This window comes from Streptomyces profundus (assembly GCF_020740535.1).
Taxonomy (GTDB): Bacteria; Actinomycetota; Actinomycetes; order Streptomycetales; family Streptomycetaceae; genus Streptomyces; species Streptomyces profundus.
Genome location: NZ_CP082362.1, coordinates 256,006 through 282,021, shown reverse-complemented (window position 1 = coordinate 282,021; position 26,016 = coordinate 256,006). Strand labels below are relative to the sequence as shown.

At 76.5% G+C, this 26,016-nt stretch carries 8 protein-coding genes; all 8 read right to left on the bottom strand.

Annotated elements, in window-relative coordinates; translation table 11 throughout:
* Positions 1 to 72 precede the first annotated feature (72 nt).
* A complete protein-coding gene (locus K4G22_RS01195) occupies positions 73 to 828 on the bottom strand; it encodes a thioesterase II family protein (RefSeq protein WP_228077703.1) in 756 nt (251 codons plus the stop codon).
* Positions 825 to 1,889 (bottom strand): HAD-IIIC family phosphatase, encoded by a 1,065-nt coding sequence (locus K4G22_RS01190; protein WP_228077702.1) that lies wholly within the window; start codon positions 1,887 to 1,889, stop codon positions 825 to 827. Before K4G22_RS01190 ends, K4G22_RS01195 begins: the two co-directional genes overlap by 4 nt.
* On the bottom strand, positions 1,886 to 3,016 hold the full coding sequence (locus tag K4G22_RS01185) for an acyl-CoA dehydrogenase family protein (RefSeq protein WP_228077701.1): 1,131 nt from the start codon (positions 3,014 to 3,016) through the stop codon (positions 1,886 to 1,888). Before K4G22_RS01185 ends, K4G22_RS01190 begins: the two co-directional genes overlap by 4 nt.
* Positions 3,017 to 3,021: 5 nt before the next feature.
* Positions 3,022 to 3,333 (bottom strand): acyl carrier protein, encoded by a 312-nt coding sequence (locus K4G22_RS01180; RefSeq protein WP_228077700.1) that lies wholly within the window; start codon positions 3,331 to 3,333, stop codon positions 3,022 to 3,024.
* Positions 3,334 to 3,354: 21 nt separating this feature from the next.
* On the bottom strand, positions 3,355 to 4,200 hold the full coding sequence (locus tag K4G22_RS01175) for a 3-hydroxyacyl-CoA dehydrogenase family protein (RefSeq protein WP_228077699.1): 846 nt from the start codon (positions 4,198 to 4,200) through the stop codon (positions 3,355 to 3,357).
* A gap of 102 nt (positions 4,201 to 4,302) precedes the next feature.
* Positions 4,303 to 13,062 carry a type I polyketide synthase gene (locus K4G22_RS01160; RefSeq protein WP_265590204.1) on the bottom strand — a complete coding sequence of 2,920 codons (8,760 nt, stop codon included), beginning with the start codon at positions 13,060 to 13,062 and terminating at the stop codon, positions 4,303 to 4,305.
* A gap of 7 nt (positions 13,063 to 13,069) precedes the next feature.
* Positions 13,070 to 17,638, bottom strand: coding sequence for a type I polyketide synthase (locus K4G22_RS01155; protein WP_228077698.1), 4,569 nt, complete (start codon positions 17,636 to 17,638; stop codon positions 13,070 to 13,072).
* A 66-nt stretch (positions 17,639 to 17,704) separates the two neighbouring features.
* A complete protein-coding gene (locus tag K4G22_RS01150; RefSeq protein ID WP_228077697.1) occupies positions 17,705 to 25,729 on the bottom strand; it encodes a type I polyketide synthase in 8,025 nt (2,674 codons plus the stop codon).
* Between the last annotated feature and the right edge of the window lie 287 nt (positions 25,730 to 26,016).

Here is a 26,016-nt window from a genome sequence, read left to right as displayed (position 1 = left end):
GCGGGGGAGAGACGCTCTCGCGGCACAGGTCCGCCCCCGTCCGGAGAGACCGGGCGGGGGCGGGGGCCGGGGTCAGGGCGCGGTGGTGGTGGCGAGGTGGGGGAGGAGCGCTTCGCGGACGTGGGAGAGGGTGCGTTCCTGCTGGTCGAGGACGGCGAAGTGGCCGCCCTCGTAGGTGTGCAGGCGGAAGCGGCCGACGGTCTCCTCCCGCCAGGCCGCCACGTCCTCGACGGAGACCCGGGGGTCGGCGTCGGCGGCGAACGCCGTCATCGGCACGTCCAGCGGCGGTGCCGGCCGGTGGCGGAAGCTGTTGCGCACCGTCAGGTCCGCTCGCACCCGGGGCAGCAGCATCCGCGCCACCCGGGGGTCGGCCAGGAACGCCTCCGGGGTGCCGCCCAGGCCCCGCATCAGGGCCAACACCTCCTCGTCCGTGATGCCCTCGGCGTCCGGCGCCAAGGTCCCGGGCGCGCCGCAGCCGGAGACGAAGAGATGCACCGGCGGGGGGCCGCCGCGCGCCAGGACGGCCCTGACCAGCTCGAAGCCGACCAGGGCGCCCAGGCTGTGGCCGAACACCGCGTAGGGCCCCGCGGCCTCCGCGATCAGCCGGTCGGCCAACTCGGCGCACAGCTCGTCCAGGGAGGCGTGCGGCGGCTCGCCCGATCTGGTCTCCCGGCCCGGCGGCTGAAGGGGGCTGACGGCGACCTCCGCCAGGCCGTCCCGCCAGGGACGGAAGGCGGAGGCCGAACCGCCGGCGTGCGGCAGGCAGTACAGCCGGGGGCCGGCGCCCGCCGGCCGGTACGGCAGCCAGGCGCCCAGCGCGCCGGTCATGGATCCACCCGCAACCGCACATAGGCCGGCGGCGGTTGGAGGGTGTCCAGGTCGGCGGCGAGCGTGGTGCGGGCGCCGTCCCTGGCGACCTCGCGGAAGCCGCTGAACGCGTAGGTGATCTGCATCATCCGGTTCCGGCCCGTCTCCACGAAGTCCGCCCTGAGGCCGGCGCCGGCCTCCTTCGCCAGGCCCATCACATGCCCCAGCAGCACCGAACCGACGCCGCGTGACAGCACCCGGCAGGACATCAGCAGCATGTTGAGCCGCCAGTCGGGCGTGCCGCGTTCCACCAGGGCGAGACCGATCTTGCCGTAGGAGCCGAACCGGTCGGTCAGCGAGGCCACCAGCAGCAGGTGGTCGGGGGAGGAGCGCAGCTCGTCCAGCGCCTCGTAGGAGTAGGTGACCCCCGTGGAGTTGAGCTGGTTGGTGCGGACGGTCAGCTCCTCCGCGCGCTGGAGGTCCTCCCGCCGGGCCCTGGCGATCTCGAACGTCATGTCCAGGCTGGCCAGGAAGTCCTCGTCGGTGCCGACGAACTCGGCCTGCCGCTCGTCCCGCACCAGCTGTCCCTGGTACATCGCCCGCCGCAGGGCCGACTCGTCGGTCACGAACCGGGGGCGGAACTCGGGCCGCAGCAGCGCCTCGTCGATGGACTCGGCGTTGACCCGGGTCACCTGGGGCAGCGCGTGCCCGACCTCGGCCAGCTCGAACTCCTGGTCGTCCACGAAGGCGAACGCGTCGAGCCCGAGGTTGAGCTTGGTCGCGATCTCCTGGATGGCCTGGGACTTCGGGTTCCAGGAGATCCTCGGGAAGAGGAAGAACTCCGCGAGACCGACCCGTTCCAGCGCGGCCAGCGCCGCCTCGGGGTCGTTCCTGCTGGCGACGGAGTGCAACACCCCCATGGCGTCCAGCCGGCGGATGTGCGCCACCACCCCGGGGCGGACCCGGACGTCCCGGTCCTCCAGCAGGACCCCGTCCCAGACGGTGTTGTCGAGGTCCCACACCACACACTTGATCTTGCCCTGGACCGGCTTGGTCACCGGTGCCGTCACGGTCTCCGTCATGCTCCGCGTCTCCGATACGCCTCGTCGGCGATGGTCAGCCGCTGGATCTCGCTGCTGCCCTCGATGATCTCCATGACCTTCGCGTCCCGGTAGTAACGGGACACCGGGTGGTCGCCCGCGCAGCCGGCGGCGCCGTGGATCTGCACCGCCTCCGTGGCGTGCCGGGCCGCGGCGGTGGAGGCGAAGTACTTCGCCACCCAGGTCGCGGCGAGCGTCGCCTCGTCGCCCGCGTCCTTCAGCCGGCCGGCCTCGGCGACCAGCAGCCGGGCGGCGCGGGCATCGGTGACCATGTCCGAGACCTTCGCCCGGATCAGCGGCAGGTCACGCAGCGGCACGCCGCCCACCACGCGCCGCGCGCAGTGGTCGGCGCTGGCGTCCAGGCAGGCCTGGACGATGCCGACGGATCCGGCGGCGACGCTGTAGCGGCCCAGGTCCAGCGTGCCGGTGAGCAGCATCCCGGACGCGAAGCCGGCGGGGCCGAGCAGCGCGTCGGGCCCGAGCCGCACCTCCCGGAAGTCGATCCTGGCCAGCATCGACGCGCGGGTCCCCAGCATGTCGTCGATGGGGGTGACGCGCACGCCCGGCGTGTCCCTGGGCACCAGCAGCGCCACCGTGGCGGCCGGGCCCCGGGCGAACACCAGGAACAGGTCGGCGCGTTGACCACCCGTGATCCAGGTCTTGACGCCGTCGAGCACCCAGCCGCCGCGCTCGGCGCGGGCGGTGGTGGCGATGGCGGCGGTGTCGCTGCCGGCCTCCGGCTCCGAGAGGCAGAACGCGCCCAGCGCCCGTCCGGTGCCGAGCTCGCGCCCCCAGCGTTCCCGCTGCTCGGCGGTGCCCCAGCGGCGCAGCGCCCAGGCCACCATGGTGTGCACGGTCAGCAGGCTCCGCACCGAGGAGCAGGCCCGTCCGAACTCCTCGTGCACCGCGCCCAGGGTGACCAGGTCCGTCGCCGAGCCGCCGAGTTCGGGGGGCAGGAAGGGCGCCCACAGCCCGGACTCGGCGATCCGGGCCAGCACCTCGTCCGGCACCCGCCCGGCCCGGTCCCACGCGCCGGCGTGCGGGGCGATGTGCTCGTCCACGAAGCGCCGCGCGGTGGCGCGGTCCACCGCGGTCAGTTGGTCGGTCATCGGGATCAGCCCGCCGCGACGGCCGGCCGCAGCCGGCCCACCAGGCCGCTCATCGACTCCACGGTGCGGAAGTTGTCGATGCTCAGCTCCTCGTTGGGGATCGTCACGGCGAAGGCGCGCTCGACGAACATGACCAGCTCCATCGCGAAGAGCGAGTTGATGTAGCCGAGCGCGAAGATGTCCTGGGTTGGCGTGAGTTCGGCCTGCGGGAAGCGGTCGGTGACAAAGGTCGAGATGCGGCTGGTGATGTCGTCGCCGCCGGTGTCGCCGCCGGTGCCGGTCGTGTCGGCGGCGGTGGGGTGCGCGGTGTCGCTCATGGAAGGGGCTCCTCGGGTCGCTCAGTCGGTGTAGGTGTAGAAGCCGCGGCCGGTCTTGCGGCCGTGCAGCCCCGCGTCGGTCATCTGCTTCAGCAGCGGGCAGGGGCGGTACTTGCTGTCGCCGTAGGACTCGTGGAGCACCTCCACGCTGTAGAGGATGGTGTCCACGCCGATCAGGTCGGCGGTCTCCAGAGGGCCCATCGGGTGGCCGAAGCAGCCCCGGAAGACCTCGTCAACGGCCTCGGCGGTGGCCACCCCCTCGTGGACCAGGAACGCCGCCTCGTTGACGGTGAGCATCAGCACCCGGTTGGAGACGAAGCCGGACGCGTCCTTCACGTCCACCCAGCGCTTGCCCATGGACGTCAGCAGCTCCCTGGTGCGCTCCACCGTCCGTTCGTCGGTGTGGACGCCGGGGATCAGCTCGACGACCGGCTTGGCCGGCACCGGGTTCATGAAGTGGACGCCGATGACCCGCTCGGGGTGGCCGCCGACGGAGGCGAGCCGGGTGATCGGGATCGCCGAGGTGTTGGCGATCAGCACCGTCTCCGGCGGGCACACCCGGTCGAGCTCCTCGTGGACCGCGCGCTTGGCCTCCCAGTTCTCGGTGATGTTCTCGATCACCACCTCGGCCTTGGCGAGGGCCGCCACGCCGACGGCCGTCGTCACCGACGCCAGCACGGCGTCCGCGTCCACCACCGGGCCGCCCATCAGCCGGCTCATCCGGCAGTTCCTGGCGATCGTCGCCCTGGCCTGGTCGAGGACGCCCTCGTCGCGGTCCACCAGGACCACCTGATGGCCGCTCTGCGCCAGGTTCTGGGCCACCCCGGTGCCCATCACCCCCGCGCCCACCACTCCGATCACTGCCATGACTTCCTCCGTATCCGACTGTTCCGACTGTTCCGGCTGCTCTGTTCGTCGTGTCTCAGCTGCTCGCGGGCTGGCGGCCCGGTGGCCCGGTGGCCCGGTGGTTCAGGCCCCGCGGCGTCTGGCGGCGGCGGCCCGCAGGCCCGAGCGGCGCCGCAGGGCCTGGGCCTCGACCTCCCGCGCGGCGGCCACCGGATCGGGCGCCGCCTCGTCGGGGCCCTCGATCAGCCGGGCCAGCGCCGTCACCGTCGGCGCCTCGTGGATCACATGCGGCGGCAGGTCCGCGTCGGGGAAGGACCGGCGCAGGGTCGCCAGCAGGCTGATCCCCAACAGGCTGGTCCCGCCCAGGTCGAAGAAGTTGTCCAGCGCCCCGACCCGCTGGAGCCGCAGCGCCTGGCACCACACCTCGGCCACGGCCTCCTCGGTCGGCCCCGAAGGCTCCCGGAACGGGGTGACCAGCTCGGGCCTGGCGTGCCGGGGCGTGTCCTCGTCGGCCGAGGGCGCCGAGGTCACCGCGTCGACGCTGAACCGGCCGGCGACGCTCACCACCGCTGGCAGGTCCTGCGTGGAGATCACCACATGGGGGACGCCGGCGGCCAGCGTCCGCAGCAGGGTCCGCCAGCCCTCCTCGAAGGCGATGCCGAAGCGTGCCCGGTGCTCGCGGAAGAACGTCCTGATGCCCTCCTCGTACCCGGACAGGCCCTCGTCCCAGGCGTTCCACGTCCACTCGCCCCAGGCCACCGAGACGGTCGGCTGGTCGGTGCCGGGGGCCAGCGCGTCCAGGTAGGCGTTCGCCGCGCAGTAGTCCACCTGTCCAGGGCCGCCGCCGGTCACCGAGGTGATCGACGAGAACAGCGCCAGGAAGTCGAGCCGGACCCCGGCGGCCCGCAGCGCGTCGAGGATCGCCTGGGTACCGGCCACCTTGGGCGCCAGCACCTGCTCGGCGTCGCCCGGCTCCTTGAACTGCATCAGCCCGGTGCCCGGGACACCCGCCGTGTGCAGCACGCCGTGCAGCGCGCCGAACCGGTCCACGGCCAGCCGAACCGCCGCCCGCACATCAGCGGGGTCCGCGACATCGCCCTCGACGACCAGCACCTCGCCGCCGTGTGCCTCGATCGCCAGCACCCGCTCGACCCGTTCCCTGATCCGGGGCGGCGCCTCGGCCGATCCCTCGGCGACGGCCGCCCACGTCTCCCTGGGCGGCAGCCCGCGCCGGCCCAGCAGCACCAGCCGCGCCCGGTGGTCGCGCGCCAGCCGCTCGGCCATGGCCAGGCCGATGCCGCCGAGCCCGCCGGTGATCAGATAGACGCCCTCATCGCGCGGGCGCGTCACGGCCTCGTCCTCGGGCACGGCCGGCAGCGGCTGGTAGTCCGGCAGCCAGCGCCGGCCCCCGCGCAGCGCCACCACCCGGCCGTCCGCCGGCCGGCGCAGCTCGGCGACGACCGCTCGGACGTCGGGCGTCGGCTCCACGTCGACCAGCCGGGTGGTCACCGTCGGGTACTCCATCGGGATCACCAGCGTCGGGCCGGTCAGCGTCGCGACCTCGGGCCGCACCTCGGCATCGCTCAGCACCCGCTGGCTGCCGCTGGCCACGATGTCCAACCGCCAGTTCTCCAGGCCCAGTTCGCCGGCCGCCCGGGCCAGCGCCACCAGCGAGTGCAGGCCGAGCGCCAGCGGGTCGCCCGCGTCGTCCCCGAGGTTCCACAGATGCGTCACCCGCTGGGGACGGACGCCCCCCGCGCGCAGCGCGCGCAGCAGCGCCAGGGCGTCGTCCACCCGGCCGGGACGCACCGTGTGCCCCTCGGGGCCCGACGCGAACGCCGGCCCAGGGCGCACCACGGACACCGTGGCACCGGTGCGCGCCGCGTTCCGCCGCAGCGCTTCGAGCACGTCATCGGCGGGGCCCGGGCGGGCGAACACCAGCCAGGAGGTGGGCTCCTCCGGCTCGGGCGCGGTGGCCGGCACCTGCCGCCACACCGGCAGGTGCGGCCACGCGGCCTCGGGCAGCAGCGGTATCCGGTCGAACTCGGCCAGCGGTCCGTCCACCGGGGGGCCGTCCGGCGTCGCCGGCGCGGCGAGCGCGCCGGGCGCGCCGGGCGCCGGGTCGATCCAGAACCGCTGCCGCTGGAACGGGTAGGTCGGCAGCGGCACCCGGCCGCGCCCCGCGCCGGCGTGGTACGTCGCCCAGTCCACGTCCACGCCCAGCAGCCACAGCCGGGACAGCGCCTCGGTGAACACCTCGTCGTCCGGGCGGGAGTCGTTCTCCGCCGGCAGCGTCGCCGTGATCGTCGCCCACCGGTCCGGGGGGCAGCCCCCCGACCGCAGCAGCGCGCCCAGCGACTGCCCCGGGCCGATCTCCACCACGGCCAGCTCCTCGTCCGCGAGCAGCGTGGCCGCCGCCTCGTGGAAACGGACCGGCTGGCACATGTGCCGCGCCCAGTAGCCGGGGTCCAGGACCTGCTCCGGCTCCACCGGGCGGCCCGTCACATTGGACAGATAGGGCAGCTCGGGCGGCCGGGGCCGCACATGGGCGCGCACCCACTCCGTCAGCTCCTCGGCGAGGGGGGCCAGCATCCGGGAGTGGAACGCGTGCCCTGTGCGCAGCGGGCGGCTCGGCACCCCGGCCGCCGCCAGCCGCTCCGTCAGCTCCCGCATCGGCTCGGGCGGGCCGGCCACCACGGTCAGTTCGGGCCCGTTGACGGCGGCCACATCGATCCCGTCCAGCGGGAAGCGGGCCGTCAGCTCGGCCTCGGACAGGGGCACCGCGGCCATCGCGCCCGGCTCGATCCGGGAGATCAGCCGGGCCCGGTGCGCCACCAGCGCCAGGGCCTCGTCCAGCGTGAGCACGCCGGCCAGGCAGGCGGCGACATACTCGCCGACGCTGTAGCCGAGCATCAGCGCGGGCCGCACGCCCCACGTCAGCAGGGTGGTGGCCAGCGCGTAGTCGACGGCGAAGACCAGCGGCTGGACCAGCTCGGTGCGGCGCAGCCGCTCCGCCCTCGGCGCCGCCGCCGACTCGCGGCCAAGGAGCGCGGCGAGTCCGCCGCCGTCCTCCCGCTCGCCGGTGAGCAGCTCAAGCAGCCCCTCCTCCGGCAGCCGCGCCAGGCAGTCGTCCAGGGCCGCGCGGAAGACCGGCTCCCGCCGGTACAGCTCACGCACCATCCCCGGGTACTGCTCGCCGACCCCGGTGAGGAGGAAGGCGACCCGCCGCCCGCTCGTCGGGTCGAAGCGGCTCGCCGGCGCGTCCAGGAGCGCCCGCGCGGCCTCGGCCGGCCGGCCGGCCACCACGACCCGGCGGTGCTCGAAGGTGCCGCGCCCCACCTGGAGGGTGAACGCCACATCGCCCAGGGAGAGTTCGGGACGCGCCCCGAGGTGCTCGGCGAGCCGCTCGGCGGCCTCGTCCGCCGCCCGCTCGGTCCGCCCCGAGACGGGCACCACCTGGTGCCGGCGCTCGGCCTCCGGGTCGAGACCTCGGCGGCCCCGGCGGTCCGGCGGCTCCTCGACGACGAGATGGACGTTGGTCCCGCCCATGCCGAGCGAGTTGACGCCGGCGATCCTGGGCCGCCCCTCGGCCTTCCACTCCGTCAGGTCGGCGTTGACATAGAACGGGCTGTGGGCGAAGTCGATCTCCGGGTTGGGCCGGGTGAAGTGCAGGGTGGGGGGCAGCAGCCCCTCCCGCACCGCCAGTGAGGTCTTGATCAGCCCGGTGGCGCCGGCCGCCCGGTCCAGATGGCCGACGTTCGGCTTGACCGAGCCGATCGGGCAGTACTGGTGCCGCTCCGTGCGGCCGAACGCCCTGGTCAGGGCCGCCACCTCGATCGGGTCGCCGAGCGGGGTGCCGGTGCCGTGCGCCTCGACATAGCCGATGTCCTCGGGGGAGACCCGCGCGTCGGCCAGCGCCTCCGCCACCACGGCGGCCTGCCCCGCGACGCTGGGCGCGGTGTAACCGACCTTCAGCGCCCCGTCGTTGTTGATGGCGGAGCCCCTGATCACCGACCAGATGTGGTCGCCGTCCCTGAGCGCGTCGCCCAGCCGCTTCAGGACCACCACGGCGGCCCCGTCGCCGAACATGCTGCCGCGCGCCTCGGCGTCGAAGGTCCGCACATGCCCGTCGGGGGACTCCATGCCGCCCGGGGTGTGGCGGTGCCCGACCCGGTCGGGCACCCGCACGGAGACCCCGCCGGCCAGCGCCATCTCGCAGTCCCCGGCGCGCAGCCCCCTGATCGCGCTGTGCACCGCGACCAGCGAGGTGGAGCAGAACGTCTGCACCGCCACGCTCGGGCCGCGCAGGTCCAGCAGGTAGGAGACGGTCGTGGTCAGGGCGTCCTTGTCGTTGCCCATGACGAGTTCGTAGATGCTGGCGTCCCGCTCGTCCGTGAACCGGCCGGCGATGCCCAGCAGATAGGTGCTCAGGTTGCAGCCGCCGAAGACGCCGACCCGGCCCCGGTGTTCGGGGCGGGCGTAGCCGGACTGCTCCAGCGCCTCCCAGCAGACTTCGAGGAAGAGCCGCTGCTGGGGGTCGGTCAGCGCCGCCTGCCGGGGGCTGAGACCGAAGAACGCGGCGTCGAACCCGGTCACGTCGTCCAGCACCGGGCGGGCCGGCACATAGGACGGGTCCCTGGCCAGCTCAGGGCTGACGCCGGCCGCGGCCAGCTCCTCCTCGTCGAAGAAGCTGATCGACTCGACCCCCTCGCAGAGGTTGCGCCAGAAGGCGTCCACATCGCCGGCACCGGGGAACCGCCCGGCCATGCCGACCACCGCGACATGCCGGTCGAGATCATCGGCGGCGGGGTCGGGGCGCTCCGCCACGACCACGGGGCGCGGCGCCGCCGGCGCCGCCTCGGGGGCGGGGACAACCGCCGGGCGGGGGGCGCGGGTGAGCTTGGCGACGCAGTCGGGCAGCGGCGAGGCCACGGCCCGGACGGCGGGCGCCCGTTCGGCCGTCGCGACCGGCACGGCCGGTTCGGCGGACGTCGGGGGCGCCGCTTCGGCGAGCCGCTCGTCGACCAGGGCGGCCAGCGTCCGCACCGTCGGATGCTCGAAGAGCGCGACGGTGGGCACCACCACCCCCAGCCGCCTGCGGACCTCGGCCAGCATCTGGAGCGCCAGCAGCGAGTTCCCGTTGAGTTCGAAGAACACGTCCCTGGTCCCCACCGGTTCGACGCCCAGGACGCCCGACCAGATCTCGGCCAGCTCCCGCTCGGTCGGGGTGGCGGGCGCGGCGTACGGCTGGGGCAGCTCCGGGCGCGGGAAACGGGCCGCCGACGGGGCCGCCACCGGCGCAGCCGCCGGCGGCAGCCGGTCGGCGAGGTCACCCGCGGCGGCCACCAGCGAACCCGCGCCCCGGGTCAGGGCCCGGTCGAACGCCTCGGTGGCCTCGGCCTCGGTCATGGCGTGCTCGGCCAGCGCGGCGCCGATCCGGCCGCCGACCCGCCCGGCCGTGCCCGGCCAGGTGTCCCAGGCGACCGCCGTCCAGCGGGTGCCGGCGGCCCGGCCGGCGGCCAGGCTCGCCAGCGCCGCGTTGGCCGCCGCGTAGCCGCCCAACGTCACCCCGCCCAGCAGGGCGGAGGTGGAGGAGAACAGCACGACCCAGTCGGGGCGCCGCTCCCTCGGCGACTCCTCGACCAGCTCGGCCAGGACCCGGGCCCCGGCCACCTTGGCGCCGAACTGCCGGGCGAGCGTCTCCCCGTCCAGCGCGTCCAGCGGCAGCAGCGTGTCGGGTCCCGCGTCCGCCGCCGCGTGCACCACCCCGTCGAACCGTTCGCGTGCCCACAGCTCGCGCATCGCCGCGCGGTCCAGGACGTCGACCCGGGGCGTCACCACCTCGGCCCCCAGACCCCGCAGGCGCTCCGCCCGCCCGCCCGGGTCGCCCCGGCCCGTGAGCACCAGCCGCGCCGCGCCCCGGCGCGCCAGATGCTCGGCCAGCACGAGACCGACGGGCCCGAGGCCACCGGTGACCAGATAGCTGCCGCCGGCCCTGATCCCGGTCGCCGGGCGCGCCTGGGCGGGTTCGAAGAACCGCGTCCGGCGCCGCCCGCCCCGGTGCGCGGTCAGCGCCTCGCCCGCGGGGGCGGCGAGCTCGTCGGCCAACGCGCGGGCGGCCTGGGCCGGGCCGTAGCCGGGGTCGAGGTCCAGGCAGCGCCGGTCGAGCCCCGGCAGTTCCTGCCCGGCGACCAGCGGCAGCACCCCGAGCGCCGCCTGCGCCGGCGCGGCCGGCTCCGTGCCGCTGGCCCGCTGGCCGCCCCTGGTGGCCAGCAGCACCGGCGTGGTGGCGGCGACCAGCCGGCTCGCCACGGCCGAGACCGCCGCCAGGGTGTTCTCTGCGTCCTCGGCATCCTCGGTGTCCAACGCCGACAGGTCGACCAGCACGTCCTGGTCGGCCGCGACGACCTCCCCGCCGTCCCGGCGCACCAGGTCGGCGAGCGCGGCGGCCACGCCGCCGGCGTCGGGGACGATCAGGTACCGGCCCGTCAGCGGGGCGGCCGGCCCCGCCGGCTCGGCGGCGGGCCGCCAGCCGGCACGCAGCATCCGCACCCGGCGCTCCTCGCCTTCCGGCGCCGGTGCGTCGATCCAGTAGCGCTGCCGCTGGAACGGGTAGCCGGGCAGCCCGACGCGGCGGCCGGGCCGGTCGGCGCGGTAGGCCGCCCAGTCCAGCGGCGCCCCGGCCAGCCACAGCCGCCCCGCGGCCTCGGCCAGCAGGCGCCGGCCCGCCGCCGGGGTGTCCTCGGCGGGCAGCAGCGGCAGCACGCCGGGACGGCCGGTGCCCACCTCGATGCGCAGATCGCCGTCCGCCACCTCGGGCGCGGCGAAGTCCGCCGGCGCGCACGCCTGTTCGCTCCAGAACGCGGGGTCGGCCGCCTGCGCCGAGCCCACCTCGCGCCCGGTGGTGACCGAACGCAGCGGCAGCGTGACGGCGATGGGGGTGAGCCGCCCGGCGAGCCAGCGGGTCAGCGCCCCCCGCTCCCTCGACGACGGGGTGGCGCCGAGACGCGCGCGGCGCCTCGCCAGCTCCGCCGCGTCGGCGACGCTCAGCACCCCGGCCAGCACGGCCAGGGCGGCGACGCCGGTGCCGCCGCCGGCCATCGCCGTGGGGGCCGGCCCCCAGGAGCGCAGCAGCGCGGCCAGCGCGAGGGCGTCGGCGACGCCGGCGGCGTGCGGGCCGCTGTCGCCGCGCGGCAGGCGCCGGTCGCGTTCGGCGCGGAACGCCGGCTCGGCCGCGTAGAGCGCGGCGGCGGCGCGCGTTCCCCCGGCGGGCAGCGCGCCGAAGAGCAGCGTGACGGCGCCGGCGCCGGCCTCGCCGCCGGCGACCGCGCCGGTGCGCAGCGCCTCGGCGGCCTCCCGGACCGTCCCGGCCACCAGCATCCGCCGGTGCGTCAACTCCCGGCGCCCCGTCTGGAGGGTGCCGGCGACAGCGGCGAGCGCCTCGTCGGGGCCGTCCGTCAGCCGCGCGGCGAGGTCGCGGGTGGCCTGGTCGGCGGCGGCGGCGGAGTGCGCCGACCAGACCAGGGGCTCAGGGCCTTCGGCCCCGGTCGGCGCCGGCGAGGCGGGCGCCTCCTCGACGACGACATGCGCGTTGGTGCCGCCGATGCCGAAGGCGCTGACGCCGGCCCGCCGGGGGCGCCCCGCGCCCCGTTGCCAGGGCTGCCGCTCGGTGACCACGCTCAGCCGGGCGGTGCCGTCGGCCAGCTGCGGGTTGGGCCGCTCGAAGTTCAGGGTCGCGGGCAGCTCCCCGTGGTGCAGGGCGAGCGCCGTCTTGATCAGCCCGGTGACGCCGGCCGCGCGGTCCAGATGGCCGACGTTGGTCTTCACCGAGCCGATCCGCACCGACTCGCCGGCGAAGACCCGTTGCAGGGCGGCCAGTTCGGCCGCGTCGCCGAGGGCGGTGCCGGTGCCGTGCGCCTCCACGTAGTCGATGTCGCCCGGGTCGAGCCCGGCGGAGGCCAGCGCCTCCTCGATGACCGCGGCCTGCCCGTCCACGCCGGGCGCGGTGAAGCCCACCTTGTGCCCGCCGTCGTTGTTGACCGCCCAGCCGCGCAGCACCGCGTAGACCCGGTCGCCGTCGGCGCGCGCGTCGGCGAGCCGCTTGAGCGCCACCACGCCGACCCCGCTGCCCAGCGGGGCGCCGAGCCCCGCCGCGTCGAACGCCCGGCACCTGCCGTCGGGCGGCGCGATCCCGCCCTCCTGGTACAGATAGCCGACCCGCTGCGGAACGGCGACGGAGACGCCGCCGGCCAACGCCACGTCGCACTCCAGGTTCGCCAGGCTGTTGGCCGCGACGCACACCCCGACGAGGGACGTCGAGCAGGCGCTCTGCACGGTGAACGCGGGCCCGGTGAGCCCCAGCAGGTGCGCGGCCCGGGTGGCCAGGGTGTCCTTCTCGTTGCCGAGCGTCACCCCCATGTCCAGCTCGACGCCCGAAGGCGTCAGGTTGCTGGTGAGATAGGTGCTCCAGGCGCTGCCGGCGAAGACGCCGACGGAGCCGTCGAAGCGGGCCGGATCGCAGCCGGCGTCCTCAAGCGCCGCCCAGGCGTGCTCAAGGAAGAGCCGGTGCTGCGGGTCGAGGATTTGCGCCTCCCGTGGGTTGACGCCGAACAGCTCGGCGTCGAACTCCTCGACCCCGTCGATCACCGCGCCGGCCCGCACATAGGCCGGGTCGGCCAGCAGCTCCGGCGGGACCCCGGCGTCGCGCAGCTCGCCCTCGGTGAACTCGGTGATCCCCGAGCGGCCGGCCCGCACGGACTCCCAGAAGGCCGCCACGTCCCGGGAGCCGGGAAACCGCCCGGCCATGCCCACCAGCGCGATGTCCGTCGGCGCGGGCGCGTCGCCGGGGTGCGGGCCTTCGGTGGCCTCGGTGTAGTCGCTCACGTCATCCTCACTTCTGCGGGCGGGACCGCCGGGCACGGCGCTGTTCGCCCCGTGTCGTCCCGGTGGCCCGTCGAGGCTGGGAACCGCCGTCGAGGGCGGCGGTGAAGGCCGCGACGGTGGGGTGTTCGAAGAGCACGGCCGGCGCGATCCGCCGGTCGAGGCGGCGCTCGAACTCGGTCACCATCGCCATCCCCACCAGGGAGTTGCCGCCCAGGTCGAAGAACGCGTCGTGGATGCCGACCCGGTCGATGCCGAGGAACCTGCCCCACACGTCGGCGACGGTGTGCTCCAGGTCGGTGCGCGGCGCCACGAAGCGGGTGCGCAGCGCCGGGCGGGCGAACCTGGCGCCCCCGGCCGCCGGTTCGGACGTCTCCACCAGGGCGTCCAGACTGTTGAGCGCCGCCAGCTTCCTGGCGGTGGTGGGCAGCGGCTCGCGCAGCGCCACCACCGGTCCCGCCGCCGCGCCCAGCAGTCCGTCCAGGAGCGCGCAGCCCTCCTCCGTGGTGAAGCCGTGCCGGCGGCGGTACGCGGTCCGGTCGGCGCCGGTGGCGTCGTCCGCCCACGCGTCGTGCTGCCAGTGGCCCCAGGCGACCGACAGCACCCGGGTGGCGGGCGCCACCCCGGCCAGCGCCTGGGCGTAGCCGTCGAGCACCGCGTTGGCGGCGCAGTAGTCGGCCTCGCCGACGCCGCCCACCACGGCCGCGATCGAGGAGTAGAGCACCAGCCAGCGCGGCGGGGCGGGCAACGGGCTGTCGGGGCCCAGGAGTTCGGCCAGCGCGCCGATGCCGAGCGCCTTGGGCGCCAGCGCCGCGTCGGCGTCGGCCGGGGTCAGCCGCTGGGTCAGCCCGCCACCGGGGCGACCAGCGGCGTGCACCACGCCGTCCACCGTGCCGAACCGCGCGAGTGTCGCGGCGACGGCGCGGCGCAGCTCGTCGGGGACGCCCGCGTCGGCGGCGAGCACCAGCACCTCGGCGCCCGCCGCGGTCAGCTCCGCCACGTCCGCCCGCCCGGTGCGGCCGACCAGGGCCAGGCGCCGCACGCCGCGCGCCACCAGGTGCCGCGCGAGGGCCAGGCCCAGGCCCCGGGTGCCGCCGGTGATCAGGAAGGTGCCCTCGGGGGCCCAACGGGCGTCGGGCTCCGGGAGTTCGGTGTGGCCCTTGACCCAGCGGCGCCCGCCGCGCCAGCCGGCGAGCACCGGCTCCGTCACCGGGTCGCCGGCCTCCCAGCGGCCGGCGGACAGCTCCCACAGCAGGTGCCGCGCGGCCTCCGGCCCCGGCTCCACATCGACGCCCCGCCACGACAGTTCGGGGTACTCGGCGACGGCGCCACGCCCGAGGCCGTGGGCCAGGGCCCGGGCCGGCGCGGTCAGTTCGCCGCCGGTGATCTCCTCGGCGCCGGCGCTGACCGTCAGCAGCCGCGCCTCCCGGCCGGCCAGGGCCCGCACGGTGAGCAGCGGCGCGTCGAAGCCGAGCCGCACCGAGGCACGCAGCGCCGTATCGCCGGCGAAGACCCCCTCGTCCGGCGCGAGCAGGCTCCACAGGTGCACCACCCGCAGCGGCCCCGGCAGCCCGGCGAACACCTCGCGGTGGTGTTCGGGATCGGTCGGGTCGATCTCGATCCGCCGCCCGGAGCGTCGCAGTTCCGCGCCGGCCACCACCTCGACGGCGTCGGGCCCGGCCAGCTCGACCAGCCGGCTCCCGACCTGCCCGTCGCTGAAGACGACCAGCGTCCTCGCCTCGACGGGCGGCACGGTGTCGGGGGCGTTCGCGCTGTCCCGCCGCCAGACCGGCGCGTAGCGGTACGCCCCGCCGGCCGCCGCCTCGGCGTCGCCCGTCGCCTCGGCGCGGGGCGCGGCGCCGGTCGCCTCGGGCCAGAACCTGGTGCGCTGGAACGGGTAGTGCGGCAGCGAGACCGTCCGTCCCCCGGCCGGACGCAGCGCCGTCCAGTCCAGTTCGACGCCCAGCTCCCAGAGGCGACCGCAGCTCTCCAGCACGGCCGTCGCCTCGTCCGCCCTGCCGGTCGCCGGCCATGGGCCCGGCAGCGTGCCGAGCACAGCGGGCCCGCCGTCGCCCGGCAGGTTCTGCCGCACCAGGCCGCCCAGCGTCTGCCCGGGGCCGAGCTCGACGAAGACGTCCACGCCGGCGCTGGCGCAGTGCCGCACGGCGTCGGCGAACCGCACCGGCAGGCAGAGGTGGTCGGACCAGTAACGCGGGTCGGTGGCCTGGTCGTCCGTCAGTGGCAGCCCGGTCGCGTTGGAGACGATCGGCACCCGGGGCGCGCTCCTCGGCACGCCGGCGACCAGCGCGGCGAGCTTGTCCTGGGCGGAGCGCAGCAACGAGGAGTGGAAGGGGTGCGCCGAGCGCAGCGCCCTGGCGGCCACGCCGTCGTCGGTCAGCCGCCTCGCCGCCTCGGCCGCCGCCTCGGGGGAGCCGCTGAGCACCGTCATATGGGGGCCGTTGACGGCGGCGACCTCCATCCCTGGGACGTCGAGCCGCTCAGCCGGCGCGGCGACGGCGAGCATCCGGCCGGGCGGCGCCGAGGCGATCAGCCGGGCGCGCTCGACCACCAGCCACAGGGCGTCCTCCAGCGTGAACACCCCGGCCAGGCAGGCCGCCAGATACTCGCCGAGGCTGTAGCCGGCCAACAGGTCGGGGGTGACGCCCCGTTCGCCGAGGAGCCGGGCCAGGGCGTACCCGACGGTGAACAGGAACGGGTGGGCGATCTCCGCGCGCTCAAGCAGCGCGTCGGCGCCCCCCGCCAGCAGCGAGCCGGCGGCGGCCTCCTGGGGATCGGGCGGCGCGTGGAAGACGGACCGCAGGTCGATGCCGCAGCGCCGCTCGGCGATGGTCAGGCAGGCGTCCACCTCCCGGGCGAACGCGGGCTCGTCCCGGTAGAGCGCCTGGCCGAGGCCCCGGTACTGGTCGCCCGTGCCTGGCAGCAGGAACGCCACCCTGGGCCGCTGGGCCCTGGGCGCCGCCTCGTGCGGCGCGGCCAGCCGCTCGGCGGCCTCGGCCGGGTCGGCGGCCACCACCGCCCTGCGGTGCGCGAGGTGCGCCCGCCCCGACTGGAGGGTGTGCGCCAGATCGGCCAGCGGCACCGCCCCCGCCGCCCTGGCCAGCCCGGTCAGGGCGGCGGCGAGCGCGGGGTCGCCGGCAGCCGACACGGGCAGCAGCGTCGGCGCCGCCGGCCCGGCCCCGGCGGGGGCCGGGCGGGGCGCCGGCTCCAGCACCAGGTGCGCGTTGGTGCCCGACCAACCGAACGAGCTGACGCCGGCCAGCCCTTGCTCGGGCAGCGGGGTGGCGGCCGTGACCGGTGCCACGGCGCCGCTCGCCGCCACCGACTCGGCGGGCTCGACCAGATTCAGGTTGGGCGGGGCCACCTGGTGTTCCAGCACCAGCACGGTCTTGATCAGGCCGGCGACGCCGGCCGCCGTGTGGGTGTGGCCGATGTTGGTCTTCACCGCGCCGACCCGCAGCGGCTCCGGGGCGGCCCGCCGGCCGAAGACGTCCTGGAGGGCGCCGAGTTCGATCTCGTCGCCGAGCGCGGTGCCTGAGCCGTGCGCCTCCAGATAGGCGACCTCGTCCGGGACGGCTCCCGCGTCCGCCAGGGCGTGGCGCACCACCGTGACCTGGGCGTCGCGGCTGGGCGCGGTCAGGCCGTTGCTGCGGCCGTCCTGGTTGATGGCCGAGCCCCTGATGACGGCCCGCACCCGGTGTCCGGCCCGCTGGGCGTCGGAGAGCCTGGTCAGCAGCACCATCCCGCCGCCCTCGCCCATCACATAGCCGTCGGCGCCGGCGTCGAAGGTGTGGCAGCGGTCGGTGGGGGAGAGCAGGGCGTTGGCGCCGCTGTAGAGGTAGAGGAAGGGGTGCAGCGCGAGGAACCCGCCGCCGGCCAGCGCGTAGTCGCACTCGCCGGCGCGCAGGGCGCGCAGCGCCAGGTGGGTGGCGACCAGGGTGGAGGAGCAGGCCGTGTCGAGGGAGAAGGCGGGGCCGCGCAGGTCGAAGTGGTAGGCCAGCCGCCCGGCGACCACGCTGCCGAGGCTGCCCTGCCCCATGTACGGGTCGGCGTAGACGTCGGTGCCCTGCCGCTCGGCCTGCACCTGCCCGTACTGGAAGGCGTCGGAGAAGCCGAGCAGCACCCCCGTCCTGCTGCCGGCCAGCGAGGGGGCGGGCGTTCCGGCGTCCTCGAACGCCTCCCAGGCCAGCTCCATCATCAGCCGCTGCTGCGGATCCATCCGCAGCGCCTCCTGCGGCGGGAACCCGAAGAACTCCGCGTCGAACCCGGCCACATCGGGCAGGAAGGCGCCGCGCCTGGGGCGGAACCGCTCCCGTTCCTCGGGCGACAGGTCCAGGTCGAAGCGGCCGGCCGGCACCTCGCCCACGGGGGCGGCGCGGCCCTCCCGCAGCAGCTTCCAGTAGTCGTCGACGTTCCGGGCGCCGGGGAAGCGACAGGACATGCCGATGACGGCGACCGGTTCGCGCTCGCCGGTCTCCGCCTCGGCGAGCCGCCGACGGGTGTCCGTCAGCTCGGCGGTCACCCGTTTGAGATAGGCGCGCAGCTTGTCCTCGCCGGCCATGGATTCTCCCTGGGCTGAAAGTCTGGGTAAGTCTGGTTATGTCGGGGTGGGCTGGGGGCGTCGGCCCTACAGCTGGCTGTCGATGAAGGCGAACAGCTCCTCGTCCGAGGCGTGTTCACGGGCGTCTTCACGGGCGTCTTCACGGTCGTGTTCGGGGGCGTGTTCGGGGGCGGAGTCGGCCGGTGGACCGGCCAGCCGCGCCAGCGCCTCGGCCAGCACCGCCGTCGCCCGTTCCCGGTCGAGCGCCGGCAGGGCCAGGCCCAGGGCGGCCCGCAGCTCGGCCTCCGGGTCGGGCAGCAGCCTCTCCCCCAGGTGGGCGGCGAGCAGCGTCACCGTCGGGTGGTTGAAGACCAGGGACGCCGGCAGCCGCAGCCCGGTGGCGGCGGCGATCCGGTTGCGCAGCTCCACGGACATCAGCGAGTCGAGCCCCAACGCGCTGAACGTGCGGTCGGGTTCCACCGCCTCGGGGGTGGGGTGCCCCAGGGCCAGGGCCACCTGGCCGCGGACGAACGCCAGCACGTCGGACGCCGAGGCGAACAGCGGCCCGGCCGCCGCCTCCGCCCGGGCGGCGTCCGGGGCGCGGCGCCGAGGCACCAGATCGCGCAGCACCTCGGGCGGTTCGGCGCCCGGCTCCCGCAGGGCGGCCCGGTCGAAGCGGGCGCCGACCAGGGTGGCGTCCGCGTCCTCGCACAACGCGAGGTCGAGGAGGTCGAGCCCCTCGGCGTCGGTCAGCGGCACCAGCGCCGTCAGCCGGCGCCGGTCGGCCGCCGACAGCCGCCCCGTCATGCCGGTGTCCCTCGCCCACAGGCCCCAGGCGACCGACACGGCGGGGAGTCCGGCGGCGCGCCGCCGGACGGCGAGCTGGTCGAGACGGGCGTTCGCCGCCGCGTAGGCGGCCTGCCCCCGGTTGCCGAGGACCCCGGCCACCGAGGAGAACAGCACAAAGGCCCGCAGCGGCTGGCCGGCCGTCAGGGCGTGCAGCAGCTCGGCCGCTTCGGCCTTGGGACGCTGCGCCGCCGCCAGCCGCTCCTCGGTCAGCTCCGTCACCGTCGCGTCGGACAGCACGCCGGCCGCGTGCACCACGCCCACCAGCCGCCGTCCCGTCAACAGGGCGGCGAGGGCGGTCGGTTCGGCCACATCGCAGGCCGCGACCGTCACCGAGGCGCCGCGCTCCCGGAGCTCGCCGACCAGCTCGGCCGCGCCCGGCGCCGCCGGGCCGCCGCGCGAGGCCAGCAGCAGGTCCCGCACACCGTGCCGCTCCACCAGATGGCGCGCCACCAGCGCGCCGAGGCCGCCGGTACCGCCGGTGACCAGCACCGTCCCGCCGGTCAGGTCCACCGCCTGGCCGTCGTCGCCGGCCGCTCCCCGCACCAGCCTCGGTACCAGGACCCGCCCGTCGACGACGCGGAACTGCTCGGCCGGCACCGTCGCGGCCCACGCGTCGGGGGCGTCAGCGAGCGCGAACCGGCCCGGGTGCTCGGCGATCGCGGAGCGCACCAGCCCCCACACGGCCGCGCCGGCCCGCCCCTTCGGATCGGCGACGAACACCAGCCGGGACGCGGCGAACCGCTCCTCCGTCACCCAGCGGCGCACCGCCTCGGCCACCGTGCGCAGGACCTCGTCCACCGGTGCCTCCTCGCAGCGCAGCACCATTACGGGGGGCGCGCTCCCGGCCAGCGGGTCGCCCCAGGCCGGCACGGAGCGGGCCGCGTCCGGCGGCGCCGGCCGCGCGGGGTCCTCGCGCCACTCAAGGCGGTACCACTCGGCCGCGCCGGCGGCCGGGGGCCGCAGCACCACGTCCTCGACGCCGGCCACCGCCGTGCCCCGCTCGTCGTAGAGGGTGACGCTCTCGCCGACGACCCGCACCCGCAGCCGTTCCGCGCCCGCGCCGGCCGCCCAGATCCCGGAGAGCGAGAACGGCAGCAGCAGCCCGTCGGCGTCGAAGAGCGCCGGGTGCAGCGCGGCGTCCAGCAGCGCCGGGTGCACCGCGCAGGCGTCCGCGCCGGCGACCGGGGCGACCAGCTCGCCCCACCAGCCCTCCGCGTCCCGCCAGGCCCCGGTCAACCCCCGGAACGCCGGGCCGTAGCCATAGCCGCGCTCCGCCAACCGCTCGTAGAGCGGCGGGAGTTCGACGGGGACCGCGCCGGCGGGCGGCCAGGCGCCGAGCGCCGTGGGACGGGGTGGCGGCGCCGTGGCCAGGGTGCCGTCGGCGTGCCGGGTCCAGTCGGGCTCGTCGTCCGCCCTGGCGTGGATCGTCAACGCCCCTTCGGCGACCCTGACCTGGAGGGAGACCGCGCCGGTCGCCGGCAGGGCCAGCGGTTCGCGCAGGGTCAGCGTGTCGATCCCCGCCGCCCCCACCTCCGCCGCCGCGCGCAGCGCCAGCTCGACGAACGCGGTGCCCGGCAGCAGCACCCGGCCCCGCACGGTGTGGTCGGCCAGCCAGGGCGCGGCGGCCGGCGACACCCGGCCGGTGAGCAGCGTCCCGCCGTCGGCCAGCGGCAGCACGTCGTCGACGAGCGGGTGCTCGGCGTGCCGGCTCGGGTGGAGCCAGAAGCGGCGCCGCTCGAACGGGTAGGCGGGCAGCTCAGGACGGTCGCCCGGCGCGCCCAGCACCCGGGGCCAGGAGACGGGGGCGCCCCGCGTCCAGGCCGTGGCCAGCGCGGTCAGGAACCGCCGCCGGCCGCCCTCGCCCCGGCGCAGGGTGCCGACGGCCTCTCCCGGCAGCCCGGCGTCGGCCAGGATCTCCTCGACCGCGCCGGTGAGGATCGGATGCGGGCTGACCTCCACGAAGAGGGGGGTGCCAGGACCTTCGAGCGCCACCGTCCGGACCGCCGCGTCGAACCTGACCCGCTCCGCCAGGTTGCGGTACCAGTAGCCGGCGTCGAGATCGGCGCCGCCGACCAGGGCCCCGGTCAGCGAGGAGGCGATCCCCACCCCCGTGGCCCTGGGCGTCAACGAGCCGAGCGCGGTGAGCAACTCCTCCCGTACGGCGGTGACATGCGGAGTGTGCGCGGCGTAGGCGACGGGCGTCCTGCGCAGCTGGACGCGGTCGCCGCAGGCCGCGGCGAACTCGTCGATCGCGCCCAGCTCGCCGGCCACCACACAGCCGATGGGCCCGTTGTCCACCGCGACCCACAACCGGTCCGGCCACGCGGCCAGGCGCCGCTCCACCTCGGCGGCCGGCAGGCCCACGGCCAGCACCCCGCCGGTGCCGTCCAGCGCCCCCACCACGCGGGCGCGCCGCGCGCTGATCCGGGCGGCCTCGGCCAGCGGCAGCGCTCCCGCGACGGCGGCGCCCGCGATCTCGCCCTGCGAGTGGCCCACCACGGCCGCCGGCTCGACGCCGGCCGCCCGCCACCGGCCGGCCAGCGCGTACATCAACGCGAAGAGCACGGGCTGCACCACCTCCGTGCCGTCCAGCGTCGGCGCGCCATCGGCACCCCGCAGCACATCCACCGCCGACCAGCCGGTGTACGGCTCCAGCGCCCGCGCGCAACGCTCCACGTCGGCGGCGAACTCCTCGTCCTCCCGCAGCAGTTCGGCGGCCATGCCGACCCACTGCGCGCCCTGTCCGGGGAAGACCAGCACCGGGCGGGTCTCCTGCGGCGCCGCGCCGAGCGACAGCGCCGGATGGGGCCGCCCGGCCGCCAACGCGCCCAGCGCCTCCACCAGTTCGGCCCTCTCGGCGGCCACCACCACGGCGCGGTGGGCGAACGTGGTGCGTCGCGCGAGCAGCGCGCCGGCCCCGGCCGGCGCCTCGGCCCGCTCCGCCACGGCGACCAGCCGCGCCGCCAGCGCGCGCAGCGCGTCGGCCGAGCGCGCCGAGAGCGGCCACACCAGCGGCCCGGCGTCGGCCGGCGTCGGCGCGGTGGTCGGCGCCGGGGCCTCCTCCAGCACCAGATGGACGTTGGTGCCGCTGATCCCGAAGCTGGAGACGGCCGCGCGCCGGCGCCGGGCGCCGGCCGGCCAGGGGCGCTCGTCGGCGAGCAGCCGCAGCGCGCCGTCCTCCCATCTGACGCGGGACGTGGGGCGCTCGACGTGCAGCGTCCTGGGCAGCCGCCCGTGGCGCAGCGCCAGCACCATCTTGATCACGCCGATGACGCCGGCCGCCGCCTGGGTGTGCCCGACGTTGGACTTCACCGAGCCCAGCCAGGCCGGCTCCGCGCGGCCTTGGCCGTAGGTGTCCAGCAGCGCGTGCGCCTCCACCGGGTCGCCCAGCGCGGTGCCGGTGCCGTGCGCCTCGACGGCGTCCACATCGGCCGGGGTCAGCCCGGCGTCGGCCAGGGCCGCCCGGATGACGCGCCGCTGGGCCTGCCCGTTGGGCGCCGAGAGACCGTTGCTCGCGCCGTCCGAGTTGACGGCCGCGCCCCGGATGACGGCCAGCACCTGATGCCCGTCGCGGAGCGCGTCGGAGAGCCGCGCCAGCAGCAGCACGCCGGCGCCCTCGGCGAACGAGGTGCCGTCGGCCTCCTCGGCGAACGCCTTGGCCCGCCCGTCGGGCGCCAGCCCGCGCTGCCGGCTGAACTCCACCAGATGGCCCGGGTTGGCCATCACCGCCACGCCGCCGGCCAGCGCCAGCGCGCACTCGCCCCTGCGCAGCGACTGGACGGCCAGCTGCACCGCGACCAGCGACGACGAGCAGGCCGTGTCCACCGTCAGCGCCGGGCCCTGGAGCCCCAGGGTGTAGGCGATCCGCCCCGAGGCGACGCTCAGCGTGGTGCCGGTCAGCAGATGGCCGTCGGCCGCGCCGGTCGGCTGGTGCAGCCGGGGGCCGTAGTCGGTGGCCATGGCGCCGACGAAGACGCCGGTGGCCGAGTCGGCCAGGCCCGTCGGGTCGAGCCCCGCGCGCTCCACGGCCTCCCAGCTCACCTCCAGCAGCAGCCGCTGCTGCGGGTCCATGGCGAGGGCCTCGCGCGGGCTGAGCCCGAAGAACTCCGGGTCGAACGCGTCGACGTCGTGCAGGAAGCTCCCCCTGCGGGCGGCGCACGCGCCGCCGTGCAGCGCCGCGAGATCCCAACCCCGGTTGTCGGGCAGCTCGGTGAGGGTCTCCCGGCCCTCGGCCAGCAGCCGCCAGAACGCCTCCGGCGAGTCGACGCCGCCGGGCAGCCGGCAGCCGAGGCCCACGATCGCGATCGGCTCGCCGCCCGCCTCCGGGGCCGGCGGCCCCGGAGGCACCGGCGCGGGGGCCGGCGGCGTCCCGGTGAGCAGCGCGCGCAGCCGCTCGGCGACCCGGCGGGGCGTGGGGAAGTCGTAGAGCAGGCTGGACGGCAGCCTCGTGTCGGTCAACGCCTGGAGCCGGCCGTGGAGTTCCACGGTGAGCCCGGAGTCGAAGCCCAGCTCCTTGAAGGGCAGCGCCGGGTCGACCGCCGCCGGATCGCGGTGGCCGAGCACCGAGGCGGCGGCCTCGGTGACCAGCGCGCGCAGCGCGTCGGCCGAGGAGCCGACGGCGGCGCGGTCCTGGGCGGCGGGCGCCGAGACGGAGCCGGGCCCGTACCGCTCGCGCTGGAACGGGTAGGTCGGCAGGTCGACCCGGACGCCGTCCGGCACCGTGGGCCAGCGCAGCGGCACGCCCCCGACCAGCGCCTCGGCCGCGGAGCGCGCCCACCGCGCCGGCCCGCCCTCGCCCCGGCGCAGCGTGCCGACGGCGACCGCGTCGGCGCCCGCGTCCGCCGCGGTCTCCTCGATCGCGCCGGTCAGCACCGGATGCGGGCTGACCTCGATGAACCGGCCCACGCCGAGGTCGAGCGCGGCCCTGGTGGCGTCGGCGAACCGCACCTGGTGGCGCAGGTTGTCGCACCAGTAGTCGGCGTCGAGCCCGGCGGTGTCGAGGGGCGCGCCGGTCAGCGTGGAGACAAACGTCGCCCCGGTCGAGACCGGCCGGATCGGGGCCAGCAGCGTCGCCAGCTCCGCGCGGACGGCGTCCACGGCCGGGGAGTGCGAGGCGTAGCCCACGGGCAGGGACCTGGTCCGGTGGCCGGCGGCGGTCAGCGCCTGGGCGAGGGCGTCCAGCCGCGCGCGCGGGCCGGAGAGCACCACGGAACGCGGCCCGTTGACGGCGGCCACGCTCACCTCGGGCGCGGCGGCCAGCGGCTCCGCCAGCTCCGCGACCGGCGCGGCGACCGACAGCATCCCGCCGTCGGCCAGCGCCCGCAGCGCGCGGCTGCGCAGCGCCACCACCCGCGCCCCGTCGGCCAGGCTCAGCGCGCCCACCACCGTGGCGGCGGCGATCTCGCCCTGCGAGTGGCCGACGACCGTCTCGGGCTCCACGCCCAGGGACCGCCACAGCTCGGCCAGCGCCACCATCACCGCCCACAGCGCGGGCTGCACCACGTCCACCCGGTCCTGGTCCGGCGCGCCCGGCGCACCGCGCAGCACGTCAAGCGGGTCGTAGTCGACGAACGGCGCCAGCGCCTCGGCGCACGCCGCGAGCCTCCCGGCCACCGGCTCGGGCCCGGCGAACAACTCCCTGGCCATGCCCGCCCACTGGGTGCCCTGCCCGGGGAAGACCAGCGCGGTGCCGCCCGGCATCGCCCGGCCCACCACCACCGACTCGCCTGGGCGGCCGGCGGCGAGCGTCTCCAGCGCGGCCAGGTGGTCGTCGAGCACCACGGCCCTGCGGTCGAGGAGCGCCCGGGTACGGGTCAACGAGTACGCCACATCGCGCGGGTCGGGCGCCGGGTCGGCGGTCAGCGCTCCGGCCAGGGCCTCGGCCCGGGCACGCAGCGCCGCCGTCGAACGGGCCGAGAGCACCAGCGGCGCCGCCGCGTCCGCCGGGGGGCGCCCGGCCGAGGCGCCACCGGCCGGCGGCGCCTCGGCCACCACCAGATGGCAGTTGGTGCCGCCCACGCCGAAGGAGCTGACCCCCGCGATCCGGGGCCCGTCCGCGGGGCCGGGCCAGGGGCGACGCTCCGTCACCACCTCAAGGCCGAGGTCGGTCAGCGGGATGGTGTCCGGGGGCGCGGTGAAGTGCAGGCTGGGCGGCAGCGTGCGGTGGGCGAGGGAGAGCACCACCTTCAGCAGTCCGGCGGCGCCGGCCGCGCCCTCCAGATGGCCGATGTTCGTCTTCACCGAGCCGACCGGCAGCGGCCCCCGCGTCCGTCGGGCTCCGCCCAGCGCGGCCCCCAGCGCGGCGGCCTCCACCGGATCGCCGACCCGGGTGCCGGTGCCGTGCAGTTCGACGTAGGAGATCAGGTCGGGCGCCACCCCCGCGTCCCGGCAGGCGGCCCGGATGACGCTCTCCTGCGCCGGGCCGTGCGGCACCGTGAGCCCCTCGCCGCCGCCGTCGTTGTTGACGGCGCCGCCCAGGATCACCGCGTGCACCCGGTCGCCGTCCGCCAGCGCGTCGGCCAGCGGCCTGAGCACCAGCAGCACACCGCCCTCGCCCCGCGCGTAGCCGTTGGCCCGCCGGTCGAAGGTGTGGCAGCGGCCGTCGGGGGACAGCGCGCCGAACGCCCCGAGCACCTCGCCGGAACGGCCACCGTCGATCAGGTTCACCCCGCCGGCCAGGGCCCACGACGCGCTGCCGGCCCGCAGGCTCTGGCAGGCCGTGTGCACCGCCACCAACGAGGAGGACTGCCCGGTGTCCAGGGTCAGGCTGGGGCCGCGCAGCCCGAGGTGGTAGGAGACCCGGTTCGCGATCAGCCCGCGCTGGGCGCCGGTGAACGTGTGCGGCCCCGGCTCGCCCGCGCCGTCCGCCCAGTCGGAGGCGATCACCCCCAGATGCACCCCGGTGTCGGAGTCCCGCAGCGCCGTGGGCGCGGTCCGCGCGTTCTCCAGGGCCTCCCAGGCGAGTTCGAGGACCAGCCTGGCCTGCGGGTCCATGGCCGCCGCCTCCTTCGGCGCGATCCCGAAGAACCCGGCGTCGAACCCGTCGACCGTCGGCAGGAAACCGCCGCGGGGCGGCGCCGCCGCGCCGTCCTGGCGGCGTTCCACCGGCATCTCGGCCACCGCGTCGCCGCCTTCGGACAGCAGCCGCCAGAACGCGTCGGGGTCGGCGCCGCCGGGCAGCCGGCAGGCAAGACCGACGACGGCCACGGGCGTGCCGTCCGTGCTTTCCGCACTCCTGGAAGACAGGTGACTCCTGGAAGGCATGTGCTCACCAACCGTCGCGGGGACATTCGGATACGAACAGCGAGAGGGGCTCAGGGGAGGAAACGCGCGGGGCGCGGCGGGGACAACGGCGACGACGGGGAACACACCGGCGCGCCCCGGCCGGTCGCACCGGCCGGACGAAGACCGATCCTGTGCGCTCGCCGATGGGCAGTCAAGAAGATCCAGGGCGCCGCCCGCTGACAGGAAACGCTGGTCAGGAAGCTGCCATCGGCGTCGAACCCCCCACGGCGCGAGCGTCTGACCTGCGGCTACCCGGCAACGTTCGG

Bases quoted from the DNA above. Each gene is read 5' to 3' on its own strand.
- K4G22_RS01175 (WP_228077699.1), bottom strand. From the start codon at position 4,200: ATGGCAGTGATCGGAGTGGTGGGCGCGGGGGTGATGGGCACCGGGGTG.
- K4G22_RS01150 (WP_228077697.1), bottom strand. From the start codon at position 25,729: ATGCCTTCCAGGAGTCACCTGTCTTCCAGGAGTGCGGAAAGCACGGAC.
- K4G22_RS01185 (WP_228077701.1), bottom strand. From the start codon at position 3,016: ATGACCGACCAACTGACCGCGGTGGACCGCGCCACCGCGCGGCGCTTC.
- K4G22_RS01195 (WP_228077703.1), bottom strand. From the start codon at position 828: ATGACCGGCGCGCTGGGCGCCTGGCTGCCGTACCGGCCGGCGGGCGCC.
- K4G22_RS01190 (WP_228077702.1), bottom strand. From the start codon at position 1,889: ATGACGGAGACCGTGACGGCACCGGTGACCAAGCCGGTCCAGGGCAAG.
- K4G22_RS01180 (WP_228077700.1), bottom strand. From the start codon at position 3,333: ATGAGCGACACCGCGCACCCCACCGCCGCCGACACGACCGGCACCGGC.
- K4G22_RS01155 (WP_228077698.1), bottom strand. From the start codon at position 17,638: ATGGCCGGCGAGGACAAGCTGCGCGCCTATCTCAAACGGGTGACCGCC.